The sequence below is a fragment of the Achromobacter mucicolens genome, assembly GCF_902859725.1.
Lineage (GTDB): Bacteria > Pseudomonadota > Gammaproteobacteria > Burkholderiales > Burkholderiaceae_B > Achromobacter > Achromobacter mucicolens.
Map to the genome: position 1 here is coordinate 1 of NZ_CADIJP010000031.1, position 19,517 is coordinate 19,517.

Annotated in this window: 17 protein-coding genes and 1 pseudogene; 7 read left to right on the top strand and 11 right to left on the bottom strand. The window is 66.4% G+C overall.

Features of this window, described 5'->3' with window-relative positions; genetic code table 11:
• On the bottom strand, window positions 1–195 hold a 195-nt coding region (locus tag HV786_RS25975; RefSeq protein WP_175212023.1), incomplete at its 3' end, for a hypothetical protein.
• A gap of 289 nt (window positions 196–484) precedes the next feature.
• Window positions 485–1,459, bottom strand: coding sequence for a tripartite tricarboxylate transporter substrate-binding protein (locus HV786_RS25980; RefSeq protein WP_175212024.1), 975 nt, complete (start codon window positions 1,457–1,459; stop codon window positions 485–487).
• A 364-nt stretch (window positions 1,460–1,823) separates the two neighbouring features.
• Here HV786_RS25980 and HV786_RS25985 point away from each other — a divergent pair, with 364 nt between their 5' ends.
• Window positions 1,824–4,241 carry a mechanosensitive ion channel domain-containing protein gene (locus tag HV786_RS25985; protein WP_175212025.1) on the top strand — a complete coding sequence of 806 codons (2,418 nt, stop codon included), beginning with the start codon at window positions 1,824–1,826 and terminating at the stop codon, window positions 4,239–4,241.
• A 43-nt stretch (window positions 4,242–4,284) separates the two neighbouring features.
• Here HV786_RS25985 and HV786_RS25990 read toward each other — a convergent pair whose 3' ends face one another.
• The gene (locus tag HV786_RS25990; RefSeq protein ID WP_175212026.1) at window positions 4,285–4,989 is read right to left on the bottom strand and encodes a hypothetical protein; all 705 of its coding nucleotides are present in this window, start codon (window positions 4,987–4,989) and stop codon (window positions 4,285–4,287) included.
• 119 nt (window positions 4,990–5,108) lie between these two features.
• Here HV786_RS25990 and HV786_RS25995 point away from each other — a divergent pair, with 119 nt between their 5' ends.
• Window positions 5,109–5,867 (top strand): hypothetical protein, encoded by a 759-nt coding sequence (locus HV786_RS25995; protein ID WP_254599520.1) that lies wholly within the window; start codon window positions 5,109–5,111, stop codon window positions 5,865–5,867.
• Window positions 5,868–5,905: 38 nt separating this feature from the next.
• A pseudogene (locus tag HV786_RS27410) lies at window positions 5,906–6,079 on the top strand (MBL fold metallo-hydrolase); the annotation flags it as partial.
• 5 nt (window positions 6,080–6,084) lie between these two features.
• On the opposite strand, the gene HV786_RS26000 reads toward HV786_RS27410, so the two are convergent.
• The 7 genes from HV786_RS26000 to HV786_RS26030 all read right to left on the bottom strand — a co-directional run bounded on the left by HV786_RS26000 (window position 6,085) and on the right by HV786_RS26030 (window position 13,726).
• Window positions 6,085–7,485, bottom strand: coding sequence for a M20 family metallopeptidase (locus tag HV786_RS26000; protein WP_128829479.1), 1,401 nt, complete (start codon window positions 7,483–7,485; stop codon window positions 6,085–6,087).
• The gene (locus tag HV786_RS26005) at window positions 7,482–8,462 is read right to left on the bottom strand and encodes an ABC transporter ATP-binding protein (protein WP_128829478.1); all 981 of its coding nucleotides are present in this window, start codon (window positions 8,460–8,462) and stop codon (window positions 7,482–7,484) included. The genes HV786_RS26000 and HV786_RS26005 overlap by 4 nt, the downstream gene beginning before the upstream one ends.
• Window positions 8,459–9,448: an ABC transporter ATP-binding protein gene (locus tag HV786_RS26010; RefSeq protein ID WP_175212027.1), complete on the bottom strand. Its 990-nt coding sequence runs from the start codon at window positions 9,446–9,448 to the stop codon at window positions 8,459–8,461. The genes HV786_RS26005 and HV786_RS26010 overlap by 4 nt, the downstream gene beginning before the upstream one ends.
• A gap of 2 nt (window positions 9,449–9,450) precedes the next feature.
• Window positions 9,451–10,359, bottom strand: a complete 909-nt coding sequence (locus HV786_RS26015; protein WP_081101081.1) for an ABC transporter permease — start codon at window positions 10,357–10,359, stop codon at window positions 9,451–9,453.
• Between the two features lies 1 nt (window position 10,360).
• A complete protein-coding gene (locus HV786_RS26020; protein ID WP_056317093.1) occupies window positions 10,361–11,278 on the bottom strand; it encodes an ABC transporter permease in 918 nt (305 codons plus the stop codon).
• Between the two features lie 64 nt (window positions 11,279–11,342).
• Complete coding sequence (locus HV786_RS26025) at window positions 11,343–12,944, bottom strand: ABC transporter substrate-binding protein (protein ID WP_252870338.1); 1,602 nt, start codon at window positions 12,942–12,944, stop codon at window positions 11,343–11,345.
• Window positions 12,945–12,967: 23 nt separating this feature from the next.
• Window positions 12,968–13,726 carry a GntR family transcriptional regulator gene (locus HV786_RS26030; protein WP_254599521.1) on the bottom strand — a complete coding sequence of 253 codons (759 nt, stop codon included), beginning with the start codon at window positions 13,724–13,726 and terminating at the stop codon, window positions 12,968–12,970.
• A gap of 200 nt (window positions 13,727–13,926) precedes the next feature.
• Between HV786_RS26030 and HV786_RS26035 the strand changes: the two genes are divergently transcribed.
• From HV786_RS26035 to HV786_RS26045, 3 genes are all read left to right on the top strand, one after another.
• Window positions 13,927–15,123 carry a pyridoxal-phosphate-dependent aminotransferase family protein gene (locus HV786_RS26035; RefSeq protein ID WP_175212028.1) on the top strand — a complete coding sequence of 399 codons (1,197 nt, stop codon included), beginning with the start codon at window positions 13,927–13,929 and terminating at the stop codon, window positions 15,121–15,123.
• 22 nt (window positions 15,124–15,145) lie between these two features.
• Window positions 15,146–16,198 (top strand): serine hydrolase domain-containing protein, encoded by a 1,053-nt coding sequence (locus HV786_RS26040; protein WP_062841539.1) that lies wholly within the window; start codon window positions 15,146–15,148, stop codon window positions 16,196–16,198.
• Between the two features lie 252 nt (window positions 16,199–16,450).
• On the top strand, window positions 16,451–17,461 hold the full coding sequence (locus HV786_RS26045; protein ID WP_175212029.1) for an aldo/keto reductase: 1,011 nt from the start codon (window positions 16,451–16,453) through the stop codon (window positions 17,459–17,461).
• A 70-nt stretch (window positions 17,462–17,531) separates the two neighbouring features.
• Here the strand turns inward: HV786_RS26045 and HV786_RS26050 are convergent, their stop codons facing one another.
• Window positions 17,532–18,101, bottom strand: coding sequence for a TetR/AcrR family transcriptional regulator (locus HV786_RS26050; protein WP_056317107.1), 570 nt, complete (start codon window positions 18,099–18,101; stop codon window positions 17,532–17,534).
• A gap of 210 nt (window positions 18,102–18,311) precedes the next feature.
• Between HV786_RS26050 and HV786_RS26055 the strand changes: the two genes are divergently transcribed.
• A complete protein-coding gene (locus HV786_RS26055; RefSeq protein ID WP_128827630.1) occupies window positions 18,312–19,490 on the top strand; it encodes an efflux RND transporter periplasmic adaptor subunit in 1,179 nt (392 codons plus the stop codon).
• Window positions 19,491–19,517 lie beyond the last annotated feature (27 nt).

The window sequence follows — 19,517 nt, forward strand, 5'->3', positions numbered from 1 at the left end:
GAGTGCGGGATAGCCCTCGGTGTTCAGGCGGGGAAACACCTCCCTGTCCCACGCGTAATCGGCAATGCCATAGCGCAGCGGATACAGGGGCACACCGCGTTCGCAGGGCGGTGGAGAGATGGCTTTGCCCAGGCGCTTTTCATTCGGGCGAATGGAGCCCAGCGCCTTTTTGAAGCTCTCGTTATGGGGTTCCATCGATCTGGACGCCCCAGGCATCCGGTCAGTCGCTGCTTCCGCCATGAGACTCACTCGTTGATTGATCGAAAAGACGTTCAATCTAAGGCGGTAAGAACCCCTTGGACATTTGAATAGTTCGAAACTGCGAAAGAGAGGGTCTGATTTGTAGAAGCCTCGAGTCTGCTATCAAACCAAGTGTCATGGGCAAGGTTCGATTGATATGCGTGCGCAGGCGCACAAGTGCGCCAGTATGACAACCCCGGCGGCGGGCCAGGGTTGCAATGCCAATCGTGCGAGTGAGCGGCTTTTACTCCACCCGAGCCCCCGACGCCGCCACCACCTTCCCGGCTGCTTCAAAATCCGCCTTCAGCAATTCCTGAAACTGCGCCGCCGATTTCGCTTCGGCTTCGACGCCCAGCGAGGCCAGGCGGGCCTGCACCTTGGGGTCGGCCAGCACCTTGTTCACTGCGGCGTTGATCTGGTCGCGGTCGGCGGCGGAGATGCCGGCCGGGGCCAGCAAGCCGAGCCAGGAGTCGAAGGCGTAGCCGGGCAGGCCGCTTTCGGCGACGGTGGGCAGGTCGGGGGCGAAGCGTGAGCGGGTTTTGCCGGTGTAGGCCAGGAACGTGACGCGCGGGTCGTTGCGGTAGGCGGTGACGCCGATGGTGGCGGCGGTGACGGCCTGGACGCGGCCGGCCAGCAGTTCGGTCACGGCGTCGCCCGTGGACTTCATGGGGATGTGCTGCATCTGCGCGCCGGCGGCGGTCAGGAACGACGCCATGCCCAGGTGCGAGGCGCTGCCGTTGCCAGCGGACGCGTAGTCGTAGGCGCCGGGCTTGGCCTTGACGGCCTGGATGAATTCGGCCGTGTTCCTGGCGTTGAGCGACGCGGACGCAAGGATGATGTAGCCGGTGTTGCCGATGTAGGCGACGCCCGTGAAGTCCTTGTTGGGGTCGTAGCTGAGGTTCTTGTACAGATATCCGGCGATGTTGTGGCTGGCGGCGGCCAGGACCAGGGTGTTGCCGTCGGGCTTGGCGCGGGCGACCTGGGCGGTGCCCACGGTGCCGCCGGCGCCGGCGCGGTTTTCAATCACGATCGAGGCGTCCAGGGCCTTGCCCAGTTCATCGCCGATGGCGCGAGCGATCGTGTCCTGGACTGCGCCGGTGCCGTAGGGCACGACGATGCGGATGACGCGTTGATCGGCGTGCGCGGCGCCCATGCCGGCGGCGGCCAGGGCAAGGGCGAGCAGGGTGTTGCGGCGTGCGGCTTGGAATCGTGAGGTCATGAAGCGGACTCTTGGTTGGGCGCACCGCTCGGATTGCGGCGCGGGTAGGACGGCGTTGGACTCTAATCAATGGGTCCGCCCGCACCAACGAATTAATCGCCGCTTGTTTATTTCTTGCGGCGATAAGGCCGCCGCCAAAGGGGACAGACGCATGGGCTTTATCATGTGCCAGTGACCAAGCCGCGACTCCGGTCGCCGGCGCTTTTTTTTGCCCTGGCATCCATTCCCTGATCGCAGAGGAGATTTATTAGTGGTTCGATCCGCAACGACAGCATCGCACTCCCTTCCGACCCGCCATCATGCCGCCGTCTCCTGGCGGCGCAGACGGGAAAGGCCATGGCTGGCGGCCTGGCTGCTGGCGGCGATGCTCAGTTGCTTGTCGTTACTGTGGCAGGCCCCGGCGGTGGCCGCGTTCCCGCTGCTGCCGGCTGCGTCGGCGCAGGAGCCGGCAGCCACGCCCTCGACGTTGACCCCTGCCGCGTTGGCGGATCTGCTGGACAATCCCGAAGCCCGCCAGGCCCTGATCGACCAGCTTCGTTCGCAGGCGGCAGGAGACAAACAGGCGCCGGCCGGCAATGCGCCATCGCGCGCGGCGCCCGCCAAGCCAGTTCCCGCCACGCCGTCCGAACCCAGCCTGCAAGAGCGCATGGCCGACGGCGTGCAGCGCTTCCTGACCGGCATTGCGGCCGACATGGGGCAGGGTGTCGACGACCTGCGCGCGCTGGCGTCGGGCCAGAACCTGCGCATGGACAGCGGCGAGGCGCGTAGCGCCTTGCTGCCGCTGGCGATGGCCGTCATCGCCACCATCATCGCCTTCATCCTGCTGCGCATGATCGCCATGCGCATCTATACGCGGATCGACCATTGGGTTGCCGAGCAGGGTTGCGAAAGCGGCTTGCCGCCCGCACGCGGCAAGCCGGCGTCCATGAAGGTGCTGGCGCGCCGCGCGGGCGCGATCATCGGGGCGCTGGCCATCGACGCGGCCGTCGTCCTGCTGGCCGCCATGGCGGGCGGGGCGGCGGCGCTTTGGACCACGCCGGGGCGCGGCACGCTGGACGGGCTGGCCTCGCTGTTCCTGCAGGCGTTCGTTGCGGTGGAGATCGTCAAGGTGCTGATCCGCACGGTGTTCGCCGTGCGCCATCCGCATCTGCGCCTCTTGCCGATGTCGGACGAACTGGCCAAGTACTGGAACGGGTGGCTCGTGCGCATCGTGGCGGTGGCCGGTTACGGCACGCTGGTGGTCGGCCCCGTGATGGCGGCCGCGCTGTCGCCCGCGCTGGGTCGGCTGACGACGATGCTGATCATGCTGGCGGTGTACATCTACGCGGTGCGCGTCATCTGGCAGAACCGGCAGGCCGTTCGCGAACGCCTGGACCGTCGCGCGGCCGGCGCGGCCACGTTCATGGGATCGCGCCTGCGCCTGCTGTCGCGCATCTGGCACGTGCTGGGCATCGCCTACTTCACCATCTTGCTGGTGGTCAGCCAGGTCGACCCGACGGACGCGTTGCCCTTCATGGCCCGCGCCACGGCGCAGACGCTGCTGGTCATCGGCGTGGGCAGCCTGCTGATCCTGCTGCTCAATGCCGTGCTGTCCAAGCCGATCCGCCTGTCGGACGACCTGCGCCGGCGGCTGCCGCTGCTGGAAGCGCGCGTCAACGCCTACGTGCCGGCCGCGCTGAAGGTGGTGGGCTGGATCATCCGCATCATCATCGTGCTGCTGATCCTGGATGCGTGGCGAGCCTTCGACCTGTCGCGCTGGCTGGCGTCGGACGCCGGCGCCGCCGCGATCAAGGTGGTGCTGAACATCGTCATCGTCCTCCTGATCGCCATGCTGGCCTGGACGGTGATCGCCAGCATCATCGAGCACCGCCTGAGCCAGAGCGAAGAGCGGGGCATGCCCAGCGCGCGCGAGCGCACGCTGCTGGCGCTGTTCCGCAACGCCGCGCTGATCGTCATCGTGACGATGACGCTGATGGTGCTGCTCTCGCAGATCGGCATCGACGTCGGTCCGCTGATCGCGGGCGCTGGCGTGGTGGGCCTGGCCATCGGCTTTGGCGCGCAAAAGCTGGTGCAGGACATCATCACCGGGGTCTTCATCCAGCTTGAGAACGGGATGAACGAGAACGACGTGGTGCAGGTGGCAGGCGTTTTCGGCACGGTCGAGAAGATGACCATCCGCTCGGTCGGCATCCGCACGCTGGACGGCGGCTACCATCTGGTGCCGTTCTCGTCGGTGGACGTGGTGGCCAACCACATGCGTGACTTCTCGTATCACCTGGGTGAATACACCATTGCGCACCGCGAAAGCGTGGACGACGCGATCGAGCATCTGCGCGCAGCCTTCGCCGAGCTGATGACGGATTCGGTGCTGGGACCGGAGATCCTGGAAGAAATGACCGTGGCGGGTGTCACGGCGGTCAACGACAAGGGCGTGACCATCCGTATCCTCATCAAGACCACTCCCGGCATGCAGTGGGCAGTGCAGCGCGGCTACAACCGGCTGCTCAAGAAGCACTTCGACGCCGCCGGCATCGAGCTGCCGTACCCGCACACGGTGGTGTACTTCGGGCAGGACAAGCGCGGCTTTGCGCCGCCCGCCAACGTGCACCTGCAGGCCGAGCGGCCCGACGAGGGCGGGGACGCGCGCGCCGCGGGCCATACGCGCCGCCGCTTGAAGCCGGAAGCGGCCAACGCCGATTCGGCAGAGGTGCTGGGCAACGAACTTGAGGCCCGGGAAGAGGCCGAAGCCGATCCCGCGCGCACGGAGCCCGCGCGCAGCTAGCGGCGACAGGAATGGCGCCTGCGCCGCAGTCGTGCAGTCGGGCCTAGCGCCCGACCTGCACGCCCGCGGCCTGCAAGCGCTCGGTGACGGCCTGGTAGCCGGCGCTCGTCATGTCGGTCTTTCGGATCGCCTGGTCGCAGGCCTTGCGGTCGTCGGGGCACCCGGCCTTGTCCGGCATGTCGCCCGCCACGACGAAATAGTCGACGACGAATTTCTCCACATATTTCTCGACCGGCTTGCCTTGCAGGAATCCAGCGATGTCGGCGCGAAACGTGGCGACGGTCTTCTCGGCGATGGGCGCCCATTCCTGGCATTGCGAGAACGTGACGACGCCATCGGCCCAGGCCAGCTTGCGGCAGTTCAAAAGCAGGGCGTCGGCGGGCTTGGCACCAGCGGGCAGCGCGGCGCGGACCTTGGCCCCGCGTGTGCCAGTGAACGTGACGACGCCGGCTTTCACCGCCGCGGCGTCGATCGTTGCCTTCAGCACGAAGGAATCGTCGATCACGGCCGGCAGCTTGGCCGTCGGACCGTTGGTATACAGGTCCGAGACTTGGGCGGCGTCCACACTCGTCACGTTCATCATCCGCCCCAGCAGACGCCAATCGGCGGCGAGCAGCGCATCGTGCTCTTCGCGAATGCCATACTCCAGTACGGCGCGTTCGATGTCGCTCGGCGTGTAGGCGGCGCTGGCCAGCGTGGGCAGCAGGGCGGCCGCGACAGCGGCGAATGCAAAGGGAATCGTCTTCATGAAGATAGGGCGTAAAGGAATGGTCCGCGAGGGTAACCGAGATAGGCGCCGCCTGTCCCGGTTTGACCACGCCGCGTGCGGTATAAACGAGACCCACCATGTCAGAGCAAGGGAGTCTCGTGTCCAGAAAACTCGGAGCAGGCCGCCTCGTCGCGGCGACCGTCGGCGTCATCCGGAAACAGGGCCGCACGATGCTGGCCGCGGCCCCCTGGTCGTTGGTGGTGTTCGTGCTGACGCTGCCGTTCGCGCTGATCGTGTCTTCCTTGTATCGGCTTCAGGATTGGATGATCCTTGCGGCGGCGCTCGTCTGCCTGATCGCCTTCGCGCGCACGACGTACGCCTGGCATCGGGTGGTATTGCTGGGCGAGACCGCGCACACCGCGGCTGCGCGGGGCGGCAGCTCAGAAGCCCGGCACTTCGTGTTGCTGGGCGGACTGTCCATTTGCGGCATGGCGATCGCGCGCGCCACGGGCGATCTTCCGTATGTCCTCTACATGCTGATCGGCGGCGGCAACGATGAATTGTTCTACGGCATGCTGATGGCATTGCTGGCATTGGTGTGGCTGCCCGTGCTGTACGGATTGGCCGTGTACGGGCTGAGCCTGCCGTGCGCTGCGGTCACGGGCACGTATGGGTTTGGCGCGATGCGTGGCGCGATGCGCTATCCGCGGTGGCCATTGATGCTGGCATTCCTCACGTTGCTGGTCCTGGGCGCGCACGCCAGCAACGACTTGCGTCCGATGCTGTACGACTACGTGGGCGTTCAGGCCCTGCAGGGTGTGCTGGCCGCGGTGGGGTGCGTTGGCGTGATCTTTGTGCTGACGGCGATGACCTCCGTGGCGTATCGGGACTCGGAGATTGGCGCCGAGTTGAATTGAGCAGGTTTGCGCGGCGGGCCAATGCGCCATCCGCATTGGTGCGCATCCATGTCAACGCAACCGAAGTGGCGTTCTGGACGTCACCGGACTTTACGCAGACGGTCATGCCCAAGCCGGTGCCCGCCGTGTTGCGCTCGACCGCGACCAGCTTCTGTGAAACGTACCGCGACCAGATCCAGGTCTTCGAGGATCGCAAGGAAGTGGCCCTGGGTGCCGGTTATCTGGGATTTCTGATCTCGGGCGTGTCGCCCGCGCCCAGGTCCCAGTACAGCCCCGTCATCAGGCTGAGCCCCTGCCGCAGCAGTTCGGGCGGCAGGTGTTCGTTCGGTGCGTGCTGCGAGCAGCCGGGGTACGAGTGGGGCACCCAGATCGTCTTCAGGCCCAGCACGTCGGTGAAGATGTCGTTGGGCAGCGAGCCGCCCAGGTTGGGCAGCAGTGCGGTCTTCTGGCCGGAGGTGCGTTCCAGCGACGCAACCGCCCAGCGCACCCAGGCGTCATCCGGGTCGATGCGGGTCGCGCGGAACATGGTTTCGCGGGTCAGGGAAATTTGAACCATCGAAAAGCCGTGGCTGTCCAGATGACGGCGCAGGGCCGGGATGAGGTCGTCCGGGTCCACGCCAACCACGAAACGCAGCTGGCAGCGCGCCCACGCGCGCGGCGGGATGGCGTTGACGGGCGTGTCCGGGTTGCCGGTCTTGTAGGCCAACACCTCGAACGAACACCAGCCGAAGACGCGTTCGGCGGGCGACAGGCCGGGCTCGCCCCAGTCCGGTTCGATCTCAGGCCCGTCCGCGCCGCCGTCGACTTCGCAGTCGGCCAGCGCGCGGCGCACGGCCGGCGGCAGTTCCTTGGGCACCCATTCCGGAATGCGGATCTGGCCGTTGGGCGTGGCGATGCTGGCGATCGCATGCGCCAGTTGCAGCCCGGGGTTGGAGATCAGTCCGCCCCAGTTGCCGGAATGATGGCCGCCGGCGCGCGCCTCGATGGTGAGGTCGAAGTTCAGGCTGCCGCGCGCACCGAGGAAGATGGTGGGGCGGTTGGCGCTCAGGCGCGGGCCGTCGGAGGCGATCAGCAGGTCGGCCGCCATGAGGTCGCGATGCTCGGTGCACAGTTCGCGCAGGCCCATCGAACCCGTTTCCTCGCCCATCTCGATCAGGTATTTGGCGTTGAAGCCCAGCTTGCCGCGCGTTTGCAGGACCAGCCGCAGCGCCTCCATATTGATGCTGTGCTGACCCTTGTTGTCGGCGATGCCGCGGCCGTACCAGCGGCCTTCGGCCTCGGTCAGCGCCCAGGGCGACAGGCCCTCCTTCCATTCCCGTTCCAATCCGCGGATCACGTCGCCGTGGCCGTAGCCCAGCACGGTGGGCAGGTCTGGGTCCTCGATGCGCTCGGCGTACAGGAAAGGGGCCAGGGCCTTCGGATGCGTCAGGGTGCGGCAGGTAAAGCCCAACGCTTCGAACGCCGGCCGGATTTCCGATTCCAGGTAGTCCGCCAGCACGGCGGCGCGATCCGGGTTCTGGCTCTCCGTGGGCAGCGCCAGCCGGCGCGCCAGAAGCGTGCGGAAGGCGCCGGAATCAAAGCACTGCTCGGCCTGGGCGATGGCTTGTGCGCGGGTCATGGCTGGGTAGCTCCAGTGGAAGTCGAAGGATGGATCGGGTAGAGGTGGCAGGCGACGAGCGCCCCATCGCGCAGCGTCAGCGCGGGCCGTTCGGTCTTGCATTGCGGCATGGCGTGCTGACAACGCGGATGGAAGGGGCAACCGGACGGCGGATGCAGCGGGTCGGGAAACGACAGGCCCAGGCCCATGTCGGGGATGCCCAGCCCCGGCTCGGGGGTGAGCACCGACGCCAGCAGCGCCTGCGTGTAGGGATGGCGCGGGTCGTGAAAGAGGCGGGCGGTGGGCGCCGATTCGACCACGCGGCCCAGGTACATCACGGCCACGTGGGTGGCGATGTGTTCGACCACCGCCAGGTTGTGGCTGATGAAGACGTAGGTCAGGTTGAAGTCGCGCCGCAGGTCCATCAGCAGGTTCATGATCTGCGCCTGCACCGACACGTCCAGCGCGGAGGTCGGCTCATCGCAGATCACGATCTCGGGCTGCATCACCAGCGCGCGCGCGATGGCCACGCGCTGGCGCTGGCCGCCGGACAGCTGCCCGGGCGTGTTGTGGGCCAGCCGTGGCGGCAGGCCGACGCGTTCCAGCATGTCGATGGCCTTGTGCATCTTCGGGTTGGGGATGCCGTGCACCTCCAGCGGCAGCGACACGATGGACGCGATGGAGCGGCGCGGGTTCAAGGACGAATACGGATCCTGGAAGATGGGTTGCACGCGGCGGGCGAGGGCGCGCCGGTCCATCTTGCGGATGTCCTGGCCTTCAAGGCGGATGCTGCCCTCGGTTGGCGGCGTCAGGCCCAGCAGCATGCGCGCCAGCGTGGACTTGCCGCAGCCCGACTCGCCAACGATGCCCAGCACCGCGCCCCGGTCGACGGCCAGGTCCACGCCATTGACCGCGTGCAGCGTGGCCCGCGGGCGGAACATGCCGGCGCGCACCGTGAATTGGCGGCTGACGGCATCGGCTTGCAGCAGCGCGCTCATGCGGGGACTCCTTCGGCGCTGAGAATGCAGCGCCATTGCTGGCCAGCGGCCTGGCCATGGATGGGAACGGCCTGCCGGCATTGCGGTTGCGCATAACGGCAGCGATCGGCGAAGGCGCAGCCGCGCAGCTCGCCCACCAGCGACGGCACGACGCCCGGGATGGTGCCCAGCGCCTCGCCCGGGGCCGTGCGGCCGGGCACGGGGATACAGCCAAGCAACCCTTGCGTGTAGGGATGGTGCGGGGTCGCGAAAATGTCGGCCACGGGGCCTTCTTCCACGATCTGGCCGGCGTACATCACTGCCACTTGCCGGGCGATGCGCGCCACCACGCCCAGGTCGTGCGTGATCAGCACCATGGCAATGCCCAGTTCGGCCTGCAGGTCCGCCAGCAACCGCAGGATCTGCGCCTGAATCGTGACGTCCAGCGCGGTGCTGGGTTCGTCGGCAATCAGCAGTTCGGGACCGCACATGAGCGCCATCGCGATCATCACCCGTTGGCGCAGCCCGCCGGACAACTGGTGCGGATATTGGCTCAGACGCTGGCCGGCTGACGCGATGCCGACCTTCTCCAGCAACTCCACGGCGCGGTCGCGCGCCTGCTGGCTGCTCGCCTTGCAGTGGTGGATGTAGTGTTCGGTGAGCTGTTCGCCGATGGCGTAGGCGGGGTTGAGCGCCGTCATGGGCTCTTGAAAGATCATCGCCATCTTGCTGCCGCGCAGCGCATTGACGCGCCGGCCGCGCGCCTTGGACAGGTCCTCGCCCAGCACGGCCAGCCGGCGCGTGCTGCGCCGGGCGGCCTTGGGTAAAAGACCCATGATGGCCAGCGAGGTCATCGACTTGCCGCAGCCCGATTCCCCGACCAGGCACAGCGTTTCACCGCGCCGGACCTGGAAGGACACGTCGCGCACCGCGTGCAGCGGGCCGCGTGGCGTGGCGATGTCGACGGTCAGGCCCTGCACGTCCAGGACGATATCGGTGCCATTCATGCTCAGGCCCTCTCTTCAGGCGTCAGGAGTTGATGCAGTCCGTCGCCGGCCAGGTTGATCGCGAAGATCAGCAGCGCCAGCGCCGATCCGGGAATGGCGATCAGCCAGAACGAGAAGAACATGTAGGCCTTGGCCTCGGAGATCATCAATCCCCACGACGGCAGCGGCGGTTGCACACCCAGGCCCAGGAACGACAGCGAGGCTTCCAGCAGGATCGCGCTGGCGGCTTCCAGCGTGGCGATCACGATCAGTTGCGGCACGACGTTGGGCAGGACCTCGCCCCAGACGATGCGCCAGGTGCTGGCGCCGGCCGCCTGCGCCGCGGCTACGTATTCCAGCGAGCGCACCTGCTGCGTGGCGCTGCGCATCACGACCGCGTAGCGGTCCCACTTGAGCAAACCCAGCACCAGGATCACCACCCACAGCGAGCCGCCGACGATGGCCACGGTGGCCAGCGCGACCAGGATGACCGGCATGGAGAGCCGCGTGGTGATGAGAAACGACACGGCCATGTCGACCTTGCCGCCGAAGTAGCCGGCCGCCATGCCCATCGCCGTGCCGATGAGGCCGGAGATGAGCGCGACGCTGATGCCGATCAGGAGCGAAATGCGCGCCCCGTAGAACAGGCGCGACATGTAGTCGCGTCCCAGCTGGTCGGTGCCCAGCGGGTGCAGCCAGGTGCCTTTCTCGTACCAGACGGGCGGCGCGGTACGGTAGGCCAGATCCTGGAAATAGGGATCGTGCGGCGAGATCCACGGGGCCAGCAGCGCGATCAGCACGATGACGAGCAGAATGCCGCCGCCGGCCAAAAGCGCCTTGTTGCGCCGCAGTCGGCGCCAGCGCAGCGTGGCCGCGGACAGCTCCAGCGGAGGCGCCGCGGACGTGGCGGGGGTGATCGTAGGCGTATTCATGTCAGGACACCCGGATGCGTGGATCGAGCCACGCGTTGGCCACGTCGGCGGCAAGCGTCAGCAGCACATACAGCACCGACAGCAGCAGCACGATCAGCTGCATGACCGGATAGTCCTTGTAAGTGATGCTTTGGTAGGCCAGGTAACCCAGCCCGTCCAGCGCGAAGATGGTCTCGATGACCACCGAGCCGCCCAGCAGGTAGCCCAGCTGCACGGCGGCCAGCGCCACCACCGGCACGATCGCGTTGCGCAGCGCGTGCTTGAAGATCACCTTGCCGGCCGGCAGCCCCTTGGCGCGCGCGGTGCGGATGTAATCGGCGCCCAGCACCTCGATCATGCCGGCGCGAATCAGCCGCATGAACGCGGGCGCCACGTAATACCCCAGCGCGATCGCGGGCATGACGAAGTGCTGCCACGTGCCGCTGCCCGACACCGGCAGGATGCGCAGGGATATCGAAAACAGCATGATCAGGATCAGCGCGAAGAAGAAGTTCGGCAGCGCCTGTCCCAGCACGGCAATCGCCAGACAGACGCGGTCGATCAGGCTGCCCTTGTACAAGGCGGCCAGCACGCCCAGCGGAATCGAGATGAACAGCGCGAAGGCCAGCGCGGCCATGCCCAGCTTGAGCGTGGTCGCCAGCTTGGACAGGATGAGCGGCCCGGCTTCGGTCTTGAAGTACACCGAGGTGCCGAAGTCGCCCTGCAGGATGTGCCAGAGCCAGTCGGCGTACTGGACGATGATCGGGCGGTCCAGCCCGTAGGTCTTGCGGATCATGTCGATGTCCGCCTGGCGCGCGCCTTCGCCGGCCAGCGCCAGCGCCGGGTCGCCCGACAGGTGCAGCAGCAGGAACGCCAGAATGGACACGGTCAGCGCCACCAGCGCCGCCAGGCCCAGGCGCCTCAGCGTGAAATAAAGCATAGGACTTCCTCTCTGTTCAGCAGCGCCGGGCGGGCCGCGGGGCCGGCCCGGCGCGGGGCGCGCCTTACTTCCAGCTCATGTCCCAGAAGCGCACCAGCTCGTCCGAGTAGGGCTTGAAGTTCACGTCCTTGGTGGCGACGTAGTAGGCGGGCAGCGTCCAGAGCGGCACCGCATAGGCCTTTTCCGCGATGATGTCCAGCGCCTCCTTGTAGGCCGCTTTGCGCGCTTCGCTATCGATGGTGGTATCGCCCTTTTTCAAGAGGTCGCGCACCTTCGGGTCGCGCGTGATGTCGTCGCTGCCGAAGGCGAAGTACACCGGCGTGGAAGCCGACACGTCGTTCACCAGGTTCGAGCCCCACGTCTGGTGCGTGAGCGAAGCCTTGTTGGCGCGGATCATGTCGCGCATCGCGGCGTACTGCAGGAAGTTCAGCTTGGCGCGGATGCCGACGGCCTGCAGGTAGTTGATGATGGCTTCGGTCTGGTTGCGTTCGCGATACGCGACGATGTCGATGTCAAAGCCGTTGGGATAGCCCGCCTCGGCCAGCAGCTTCTTGGCCTGCGCGGGGTCGTACTTGTAGGTCGGGGCGCCTTCCTGCGTGCAGCCTACCTGAGACGGCGTGCAGATGGTGTTGATGAGGCCGCCGCCTTCGCCCACGATGTTCTTGAGCATCGACTCGCGGTCGATTGCGTGGATGATGGCGCGGCGCACGCGCTCGTCCTTCAGTTGCGGCGCGGGCGTGCCTTCCAGGATGTTCATCTGCATGAACACGATGCGCATGGTGTTGCCCGTGACCATCTGCAGGTTCGGCATGCCGCCCAGCTGCTCGGCCTGGTCCTTGGGCACGCTCATGATCAGGTCTTCGCCGCCGGAGATGACCTCGGCCATCTGCGTCTGGCGGTCGGGGATGAAGCGGATGACCACCTTGCCGATCTTGGGCTGCGCCTTGGGCGAATCCTTGAAGTAGTCGGCGTTGCGTTCCAGCGTGATGGACTTGCCGGGCTGATAGTCCACGACCTTGTACGGGCCGGAGCCCACGGGCTTGGCGTTCATGCCCTTGGGGCCGACCTCCTGGTAGTACTTGGCGGGGTGGATGGCGGCCGTGGTCGACAGGTATTCCTTGGCGCCGGGGAAGGGCTCCTTGGTGGTCAGGCGCACCTTGTACTTGTTGATCTTCTCAACCTTGTCGATCCAGGACACGTTCTGCTGCGTGACCGCCTTGTTCTTCGGGTCGGCCACGAAGTTCAGCGTGTAGACCACCGAGTCGGCGTCGAACTCCTCGCCGTTGTGGAATTTGACGCCCTCGCGCAGCTCGAATTCCATGGTCTTGTCATCGATCTGTTTCCAGCTCTTGGCGAGCTGGCCCTTGTACTCGTTGGTGACCGGGTCGCGGTAGAGCAGGGTGTCCCACACGTTGGCCGCGATGATGACGCCGATGCGCACGTTGTTGAAGTACGGGTCGACACTTTCCGGGGCCTGGTCGTAGGCCATGCGCAAGGTGTCGTCCTTCTTGCCGGCAAGCGCGGGTTGGGATGCCAGCGCGGCGCAGGCAAGAAGCGCGGCGGCCAGTGCCTTCAATGGCGTGACGCGGCGCAAGGACAGCGCGGGCGCGGCGGGGGTGAAGCGAGAAAGCGTGATGCAGCAAGGTGTGAAGCGACTATCAGCCATGGTGAAGGCTCCTCTTGATGACACTACATGTGTTGCGTATCTATCGTCTCGCTCCGGCTCTTGAGCGCCGCCTCGCATTTGCGCTGCAGGTGCTGCCGCATGATGGCTGCCAGCCGGTCCGCGTCGCGCGCGGCAAGGGCCTCCGCCATTTCTATGTGTTCGCGCATCGCCAGATCCCATTTCTGCCGGTTCTCGTTCGAGACGAAGCGCAGGTTCTGGATCCGCGCGTTCTGCGCGTCGTAAAGCTGCTTGAGCAGGCTGTTGTGCGCGGCCAGGCTGATGCGTTCGTGGATCTCGCGGTTGACGCGAAAGTACGTCGGCAGGTCATGCCGCGCATGGCTGGCCATCATTTCGTAGGTCAGCGCGCGGATTTCCGCGATCTCGACGTCGGTCGCGCGCTCGCAGGCAAACCGGCACGACATCGCTTCCAGCCCGCCGATCACTTCGAAGGCTTCGCGGATATTCGCTTCGGACAGCGCCACCACCTGGGCGCCGCGGTTCGGTTCGATCTGCACCAGGCCTTCGGCGGCCAGCAGCCGGAACGCCTCGCGCAGCGGGGTGCGCGACACGCCCAGCAGGTCGCACAGCGCGCGTTCGTTCAAGCGGGTGCCGGGCGGGAATTCGCCCTGGATGATGCGTTCGCGCAGCGATCCGGCCGCCGATGCCGCCAGCGTGCGCCCGTCGCCGGCGGCGCGAACGGCCGCGGGCACCGGGGCGGGCGCAAGATCGGGCGAGGCCACGGCCCCGGCGTGATCCGGCAAGAAGCTAGGATCGCTGCTCATTGGTATACAAAAATTCCCCTTGTTTTCGCAGACTATAAACCTGTCTTTGCTGCGGTTTTGATGGGTGTATACCCTAGGTTATCGACGTAAAAACAATGGGATAGAGTGGCGCAAGCCGCAAGTCCGCCAGGCCGGCGCGTGTCGCATCAGGATGCGCGCAGGCCGTACTGGTATACAAACCGTCCATATTGGGGCCCCGCATGCTCACGCTGAACTCCCACCCGTCCGGCCGGCATTTCCTGCAGATTCCCGGACCGACCAACGTCCCCGACCGCGTCCTGCGCGCCATCGACCAGGCCACCATCGATCATCGGGGACCGGAATTCGGCGAGCTTGGCAAAGCGTTGCTGACGGGCATCAAGCAGGTCTTCCAGACCGAGTCGCCCGTCGTGATCTTTCCGGCTTCGGGCACCGGGGCCTGGGAAGCGGCGCTGGTCAACACGCTGTCGCCGGGCGACCGCGTGCTGATGGTCGAGACCGGCCACTTTGCCAGCCTGTGGCGCAAGCTTGCCGGGCGGTTGGGGCTGGATGTTGATTGCATCGAAGGCGACTGGCGTCGCCCCGTCGATGCCGGCGTGATCGGCGCGCGGCTGGCCGACGATGCCCAGCACCGCATCAAGGCGGTGTGCGTGGTGCACAACGAGACCTCAACCGGCGTCACCAGCGACATCGCCGCGGTGCGCGCCGCCATCGATCAGGCCGGGCACCCGGCGCTGCTGATGGTCGACACGATTTCCTCGCTGGGCTCCATCGACTACCGCCACGACGGATGGGGCGTGGACGTCACGGTGGCCGGATCGCAGAAGGGACTGATGCTGCCGCCGGGCCTGTCGTTCAACGCGGTGGGTCCGCGCGCGCTGGCTGCGGCCGAGACCGCGCGCCTGCCGCGTTCCTATTGGGATTGGCGCGAAATGCTGGGGCCCAATGCAAAGGGCTATTTCCCGTACACCCCGTCGACCAATCTGCTGTATGGCCTTCATGAAGCGCTGGCCATGCTGGCGGCCGAAGGCCTGCCGCAGGTGTTCGCGCGCCATGAACGCCATGCCCGCGCCACGCGGCTGGCGGTGGCCGGTTGGGGGTTGGAGCTGCTGAGCCTGGACCCGGCCGCGCACAGCCCGGCGTTGACCGCGGTGCTGATGCCCGACGGCCACAGCGCCGACGCGCTGCGCAAGGTCATTCTGGACCGCTTCGATATGTCGCTGGGGCAGGGGCTGGGCAAGCTTTCCGACCGTATCTTCCGCATCGGCCATCTGGGCCATTTCAATGATCTGACGCTATGCGGCACGCTGGCGGGCGTGGAGATGGGGCTGGCCGCGGCCGGCGTCCCGCACCGCTCCGGCGGATTGCAGGCGGCCATGGAATATCTGACCCGCGCGCCCGAACGCGTGGCGGGATAAACACACAACAACGAGGGAACCGATGAATACGCTCATGCAGCAGGCGATCCAGTTCGCCAACGATCACGAATCGACCTGGGATCGCAGCGTCAAAGGCAATTTTGGCGTGCACCTGAACGACCCGCCGCCGTGGAACCGTCTGCTGGGTCCCATCCACGATCGCGGGCCGGTGTCCGGCGTGGTGGTGGTGGACGGCAAGACAGTGGCCTCGTGGGGCGAGCCTGACCGGGCCGACCTGACGTTCAGCGTCGCCAAGCTGTACTTGGCCATTTTGGCGGGCGTTGCGCATGACCGCGGCCTGCTGCCGGATGTGGACGAGCCCGTGGGCAAGCGCGTGCCGGGCATCGGCTTTGACGAAGGCCGCAACGCGTCCATCACCTGGCGCCACCTGTTGCAGCAGACCAGCGAATGGGAAGGCGAACGCTTTGGCGTGTCGGATCAGGCGGACCGCTACCGCGCCGTCACCTTCGGCGTGCCGCCGGACGGCAAGAAGGGCGATGCGCGTCCGTTGCAGGAACCCGGCACGTATTGGGAATACAACGACGTGCGCATCAATCAGTTGTCTTATGCGCTGCTGCATCTGTTCCGCAAACCGCTGCCGGAGGTGTTCCGCGAGGCCGTCACGCGGCCCATCGGCTGCAGCGAGAACTGGCAGTGGGTCGGCTACGACAACGCCTGGGTCGAGATCGACGGCCAGCGCATGCCGTCGGTGCCGGGCGGTTCGCACTGGGGCGGCGGCATGTCCATCAGCGCCAACGATCAGGCGCTGATCGGCCAGATGCTGTTGAACGACGGTCAGGCGAACGGCCGCCAGATCCTGTCGCGCGAATGGCTGCAGGCCATGCGCACCCCCTGCGACATCGCGCCGTACTACGGGTATTTGATCTGGCTGAACCACGAAGGCAAGGTCTTTCCCAGCGTGCCGTCGTCCAGCTTCTTCGGGGTGGGCGCGGGTAGCTCGTTCACATGGGTGGAGCCAGAGCGCAAGATGGTCGTGATCGTGCGCTGGCTGAATTCGGCCCATGCCGACGCGCTGTTCGGGAAGATATTGGCGGCGGTGGATGCGGGCGACTGACATCTGCGAAACGAGGCCGGTGTCTGACACCCGTGCAGGCCGTTGTATGTTCGGGACGGTGCGGCCTGGGTGTCAGACACCGGCCTCTGCGAGCTGACCGTCATGCTGGCACGGCGCCGCCGGGGTGCCTGACACCCTCATCCCAGCCGCGGTTTTGCGGCATGCCAGGTTTTTTCGGGCAAGATATCGCGTTCGGCCGAGCGTTGCCGCGCGGCCACGCCGCATCTTTTCATCCGATCAAGGAACCACGCCATGAATTACCGCCGACTGGGAACCAGCAATCTCCGGGTATCGCCGCTCTGCCTGGGCACCATGATGTTCGGAGAGCAGACGCCCGATGACGAGGCCGCGCGCATCGTTGCGTCGGCGCGCGATCATGGCGTCAATTTCATCGACACCGCGGACGTCTACAACGAGGGCCGGTCGGAAGAAGTGGTGGGCAAGCTGCTCAAGGGCCAGCGCCACGACTGGGTGCTGGCCAGCAAGATCGGCAATCCGGTCGGCAAGGGACCGAACCTGGCGCATTACTCTCGCCAGTGGCTGATCCGCGGGGTGGAGCAGAGCCTGTCGCGCATGGATACGGATTTCATGGACATCCTGTACCTGCACCGCGACTACCACGAAGAAAACCTGGAAGAGGCGTTGTGGGCGCTGGGCGACCTGATCCGCGCGGGCAAGCTGCGCAGCTTCGGCCTGTCGAATTTCCGCGGATGGCGCATCGCCGAGGTGATGCGCCTGTGCGAAAAGCTGGGCGTGCCGCAACCGGTGGTGTGCCAGCCGTACTACAACATGCTGAACCGCGGCCCAGAGGTCGAGATCCTGCCGGCGTGCAAGCATTACGGCCTGGGCGTCGTGCCATACAGCCCGATCGCGCGCGGCGTGCTGACCGGCAAGTACCTGCCGGGCCAGGCGCCGGCGCCGGATACGCGCGCCGGACGCGGCGACCGCCGCATCCTGGCCACGGAATTCCGCGAAGAATCGCTGCAGATCGCGCAGAAGCTTGTGCAGCATAGCGCCGCGCGCGGGGTTCAGCCGGGCCACTTCGCGACCGCGTGGGTGCTGGCCAATCCTGTCATCACCGCCGTCATCGCCGGTCCGCGCACGCTGGCGCAAATGGACGATTACTACGCGGCGCTGGACGTGACGATCACGCCTGAAGACGAAACGGTCGTGAATGAATGGGTGGTGCCCGGTCACGCCTCCGCGCAAGGCTACAACGATCCGAACTATCCGTTTTACGGCCGCCCGGTGACGGCGGCCTGAGCGGGCGCGGAAGGGGGATCGTGCCCATTGCACCCGTGCGCGCACGGGTGCAATGATCCGGACGCCCCGTTCAGCGGCCTGGGGCCGGCTCGGCCGAGATGCCGTGCAGCATCATCTGCTCGGCCACCTGCGCGATGCCCATGCGGGCAATCCGGCCGCGGCGCTCGGCATCCACCATGCTGGTGATGATCGCGATCAATAGTTCGCTCAGCGCGGCGGCGGTCATGTCCACGCGGAAGGCGCCTTCGCGCTGTCCGCGCAGAAAGAAGGCGTCCAGCGTTTCCTGGTAGCCCGACCAGCTGTTCATGATGTCGGGTTCAAGCTCGGTGTCCGGCTTCCAGTTGTAGATCAGAAACGCCGTCAGTTCCTTGTGCGCCAGGTGCTGTTCGATCAGGTTGCGCAGCGCCGCGCGGGGCGGGGCGGTGTCCAGGTGCGAGTCCGCCAGCGCCTGCTTCATGACCTGCGCGCAATGCGTCATCAGGCGCAGCACCAGTTGGTCTCGCGTCTTACAGAACCGGTACAAGGTCGCCTTGCTGACGCCCACCGCCTTGGCCAGTTCCTGCAGCGTGGCGCGCGGCTGGTCCACCATCGCAAGCGCCAATGCGACAAGCAGCCGCTCGTGGCCTGCCTCTTCAGACATTGCCTCCTCCCCATTTTGGATATCCCTGGGCCGGTATTGGATCACGGTCGATTCACTTTGTACAAACTTTGGCGAATTTTTCAAGTAAGGACTTGTTTGGCCTCAATATCAAGCTACAAAGCAGCAAATGAATCAATATTGATTCAAATCGGTCTTTAAGGTAGCATCGGCGTCTCTTTGAATTCAAGACGCGCTGCGCGGGGGTAGTGAATGAAGTGGAATAAAGCATGGCAGTTGCCCCTGGCGGTGTTGTCGACGGCAATCCTCTTGGCCGGTTGCGGCGGCTCTGATGGCGGTGAGCCGCAGGCGGCTGGGCCGCGTCCCGTGCAGGTGCTCGCCGTTCAGCCGCAGCGCTACACGTTGACAAGCGAACTGCCCGGGCGCGTCGAGCCCATGCGCGTGGCCGAAGTCCGCGCCCGCGTGGCCGGCATCGTGCTGAGCCGCGATTTCGTCGAAGGCGCCGACGTCAAGGCGGGCGACGTGCTGTTCCGCATCGACCCCGCGCCGTTCAAGGCCGCCTTGTCGCGCGCGCAGGGCGAGCTGGCCAAGGCCCAGGCCGCCGTGGCCGATGCCCAGGCCGTCGTCAAGCGCTACACGCCGCTGGTCAAGATCGAAGCCGTCAGCCAGCAGGATTTCGACACGGCCAACACTACGCTCAAGAGCGCGCTGGCCGCCCGCCGGTCGGCCCAGGCCGACGTCGAGACCGCGCAACTGAACCTGGACTACGCCACGGTCAAGGCGCCCATCTCGGGCCGCATCGGGCGTGCGCAGGTGACCGAAGGCGCGCTCGTGGGCCAGAACGAAGCCACCGTGATGGCGACGATCCAGCAGCTCGATCCGGTCTATGTGGACTTCAATCAGCCGGTCGCCGACATGCTGCGCATGCGCGCGGCCATGCAGGATGGCAGCCTGGGCGAAGGCGAGGGCGCCCGCATCTCCATCACGATCGATGGCACCGACAAGCAGCGCGAAGGGCGCCTCTTGTTCTCGGACATCGCCGTGGACCGCAGCACCGGTCAGGTGGCCCTGCGTGGTGAATTCGCCAATCCGGACGTGCTGCTGTTGCCCGGCATGTACGTGCGGGTGCGCACGCATCAGGGCGTGGATCCGGATGCGATCCTGGTCCCGCAACGCGCCGTCACCCGCAGCACCGATGGCAAGCCGCAGGTGCTGGTGGTGGGGGCGGATGACGTTGTCGAGACCCGCGCCGTGCAGACCGGCACCATGCGCGGCGGCGATTGGCACATCACCGAGGGCCTGGCCGCTGGCGACCGGGTGATCGTGGGCGGCGTCAGCGCCGCCGTGCCTGGCCAGAAAGTCAGCGTGACGCCCGTGAACGAGCCCAAGGTGGCCGCCGCCGGCGATGCCGCGGCTGCCGCCAAGCAATAAGCGGCCCCCATGCATCGCGCGCAAATC

Coding starts and splice junctions, on each gene's coding strand:
- HV786_RS26000 (WP_128829479.1), bottom strand. CDS start 7,485: ATGACCCGCGCACAAGCCATCGCCCAGGCCGAGCAGTGCTTTGATTCC.
- HV786_RS26045 (WP_175212029.1), top strand. CDS start 16,451: ATGAATTACCGCCGACTGGGAACCAGCAATCTCCGGGTATCGCCGCTC.
- HV786_RS26010 (WP_175212027.1), bottom strand. CDS start 9,448: ATGAATGGCACCGATATCGTCCTGGACGTGCAGGGCCTGACCGTCGAC.
- HV786_RS25985 (WP_175212025.1), top strand. CDS start 1,824: ATGCTCAGTTGCTTGTCGTTACTGTGGCAGGCCCCGGCGGTGGCCGCG.
- HV786_RS26055 (WP_128827630.1), top strand. CDS start 18,312: ATGAAGTGGAATAAAGCATGGCAGTTGCCCCTGGCGGTGTTGTCGACG.
- HV786_RS26015 (WP_081101081.1), bottom strand. CDS start 10,359: ATGAATACGCCTACGATCACCCCCGCCACGTCCGCGGCGCCTCCGCTG.
- HV786_RS26025 (WP_252870338.1), bottom strand. CDS start 12,944: ATGGCTGATAGTCGCTTCACACCTTGCTGCATCACGCTTTCTCGCTTC.
- HV786_RS26020 (WP_056317093.1), bottom strand. CDS start 11,278: ATGCTTTATTTCACGCTGAGGCGCCTGGGCCTGGCGGCGCTGGTGGCG.
- HV786_RS26030 (WP_254599521.1), bottom strand. CDS start 13,726: ATGAGCAGCGATCCTAGCTTCTTGCCGGATCACGCCGGGGCCGTGGCC.
- HV786_RS25980 (WP_175212024.1), bottom strand. CDS start 1,459: ATGACCTCACGATTCCAAGCCGCACGCCGCAACACCCTGCTCGCCCTT.
- HV786_RS25990 (WP_175212026.1), bottom strand. CDS start 4,989: ATGAAGACGATTCCCTTTGCATTCGCCGCTGTCGCGGCCGCCCTGCTG.
- HV786_RS26035 (WP_175212028.1), top strand. CDS start 13,927: ATGCTCACGCTGAACTCCCACCCGTCCGGCCGGCATTTCCTGCAGATT.
- HV786_RS26040 (WP_062841539.1), top strand. CDS start 15,146: ATGAATACGCTCATGCAGCAGGCGATCCAGTTCGCCAACGATCACGAA.
- HV786_RS26005 (WP_128829478.1), bottom strand. CDS start 8,462: ATGAGCGCGCTGCTGCAAGCCGATGCCGTCAGCCGCCAATTCACGGTG.
- HV786_RS26050 (WP_056317107.1), bottom strand. CDS start 18,101: ATGTCTGAAGAGGCAGGCCACGAGCGGCTGCTTGTCGCATTGGCGCTT.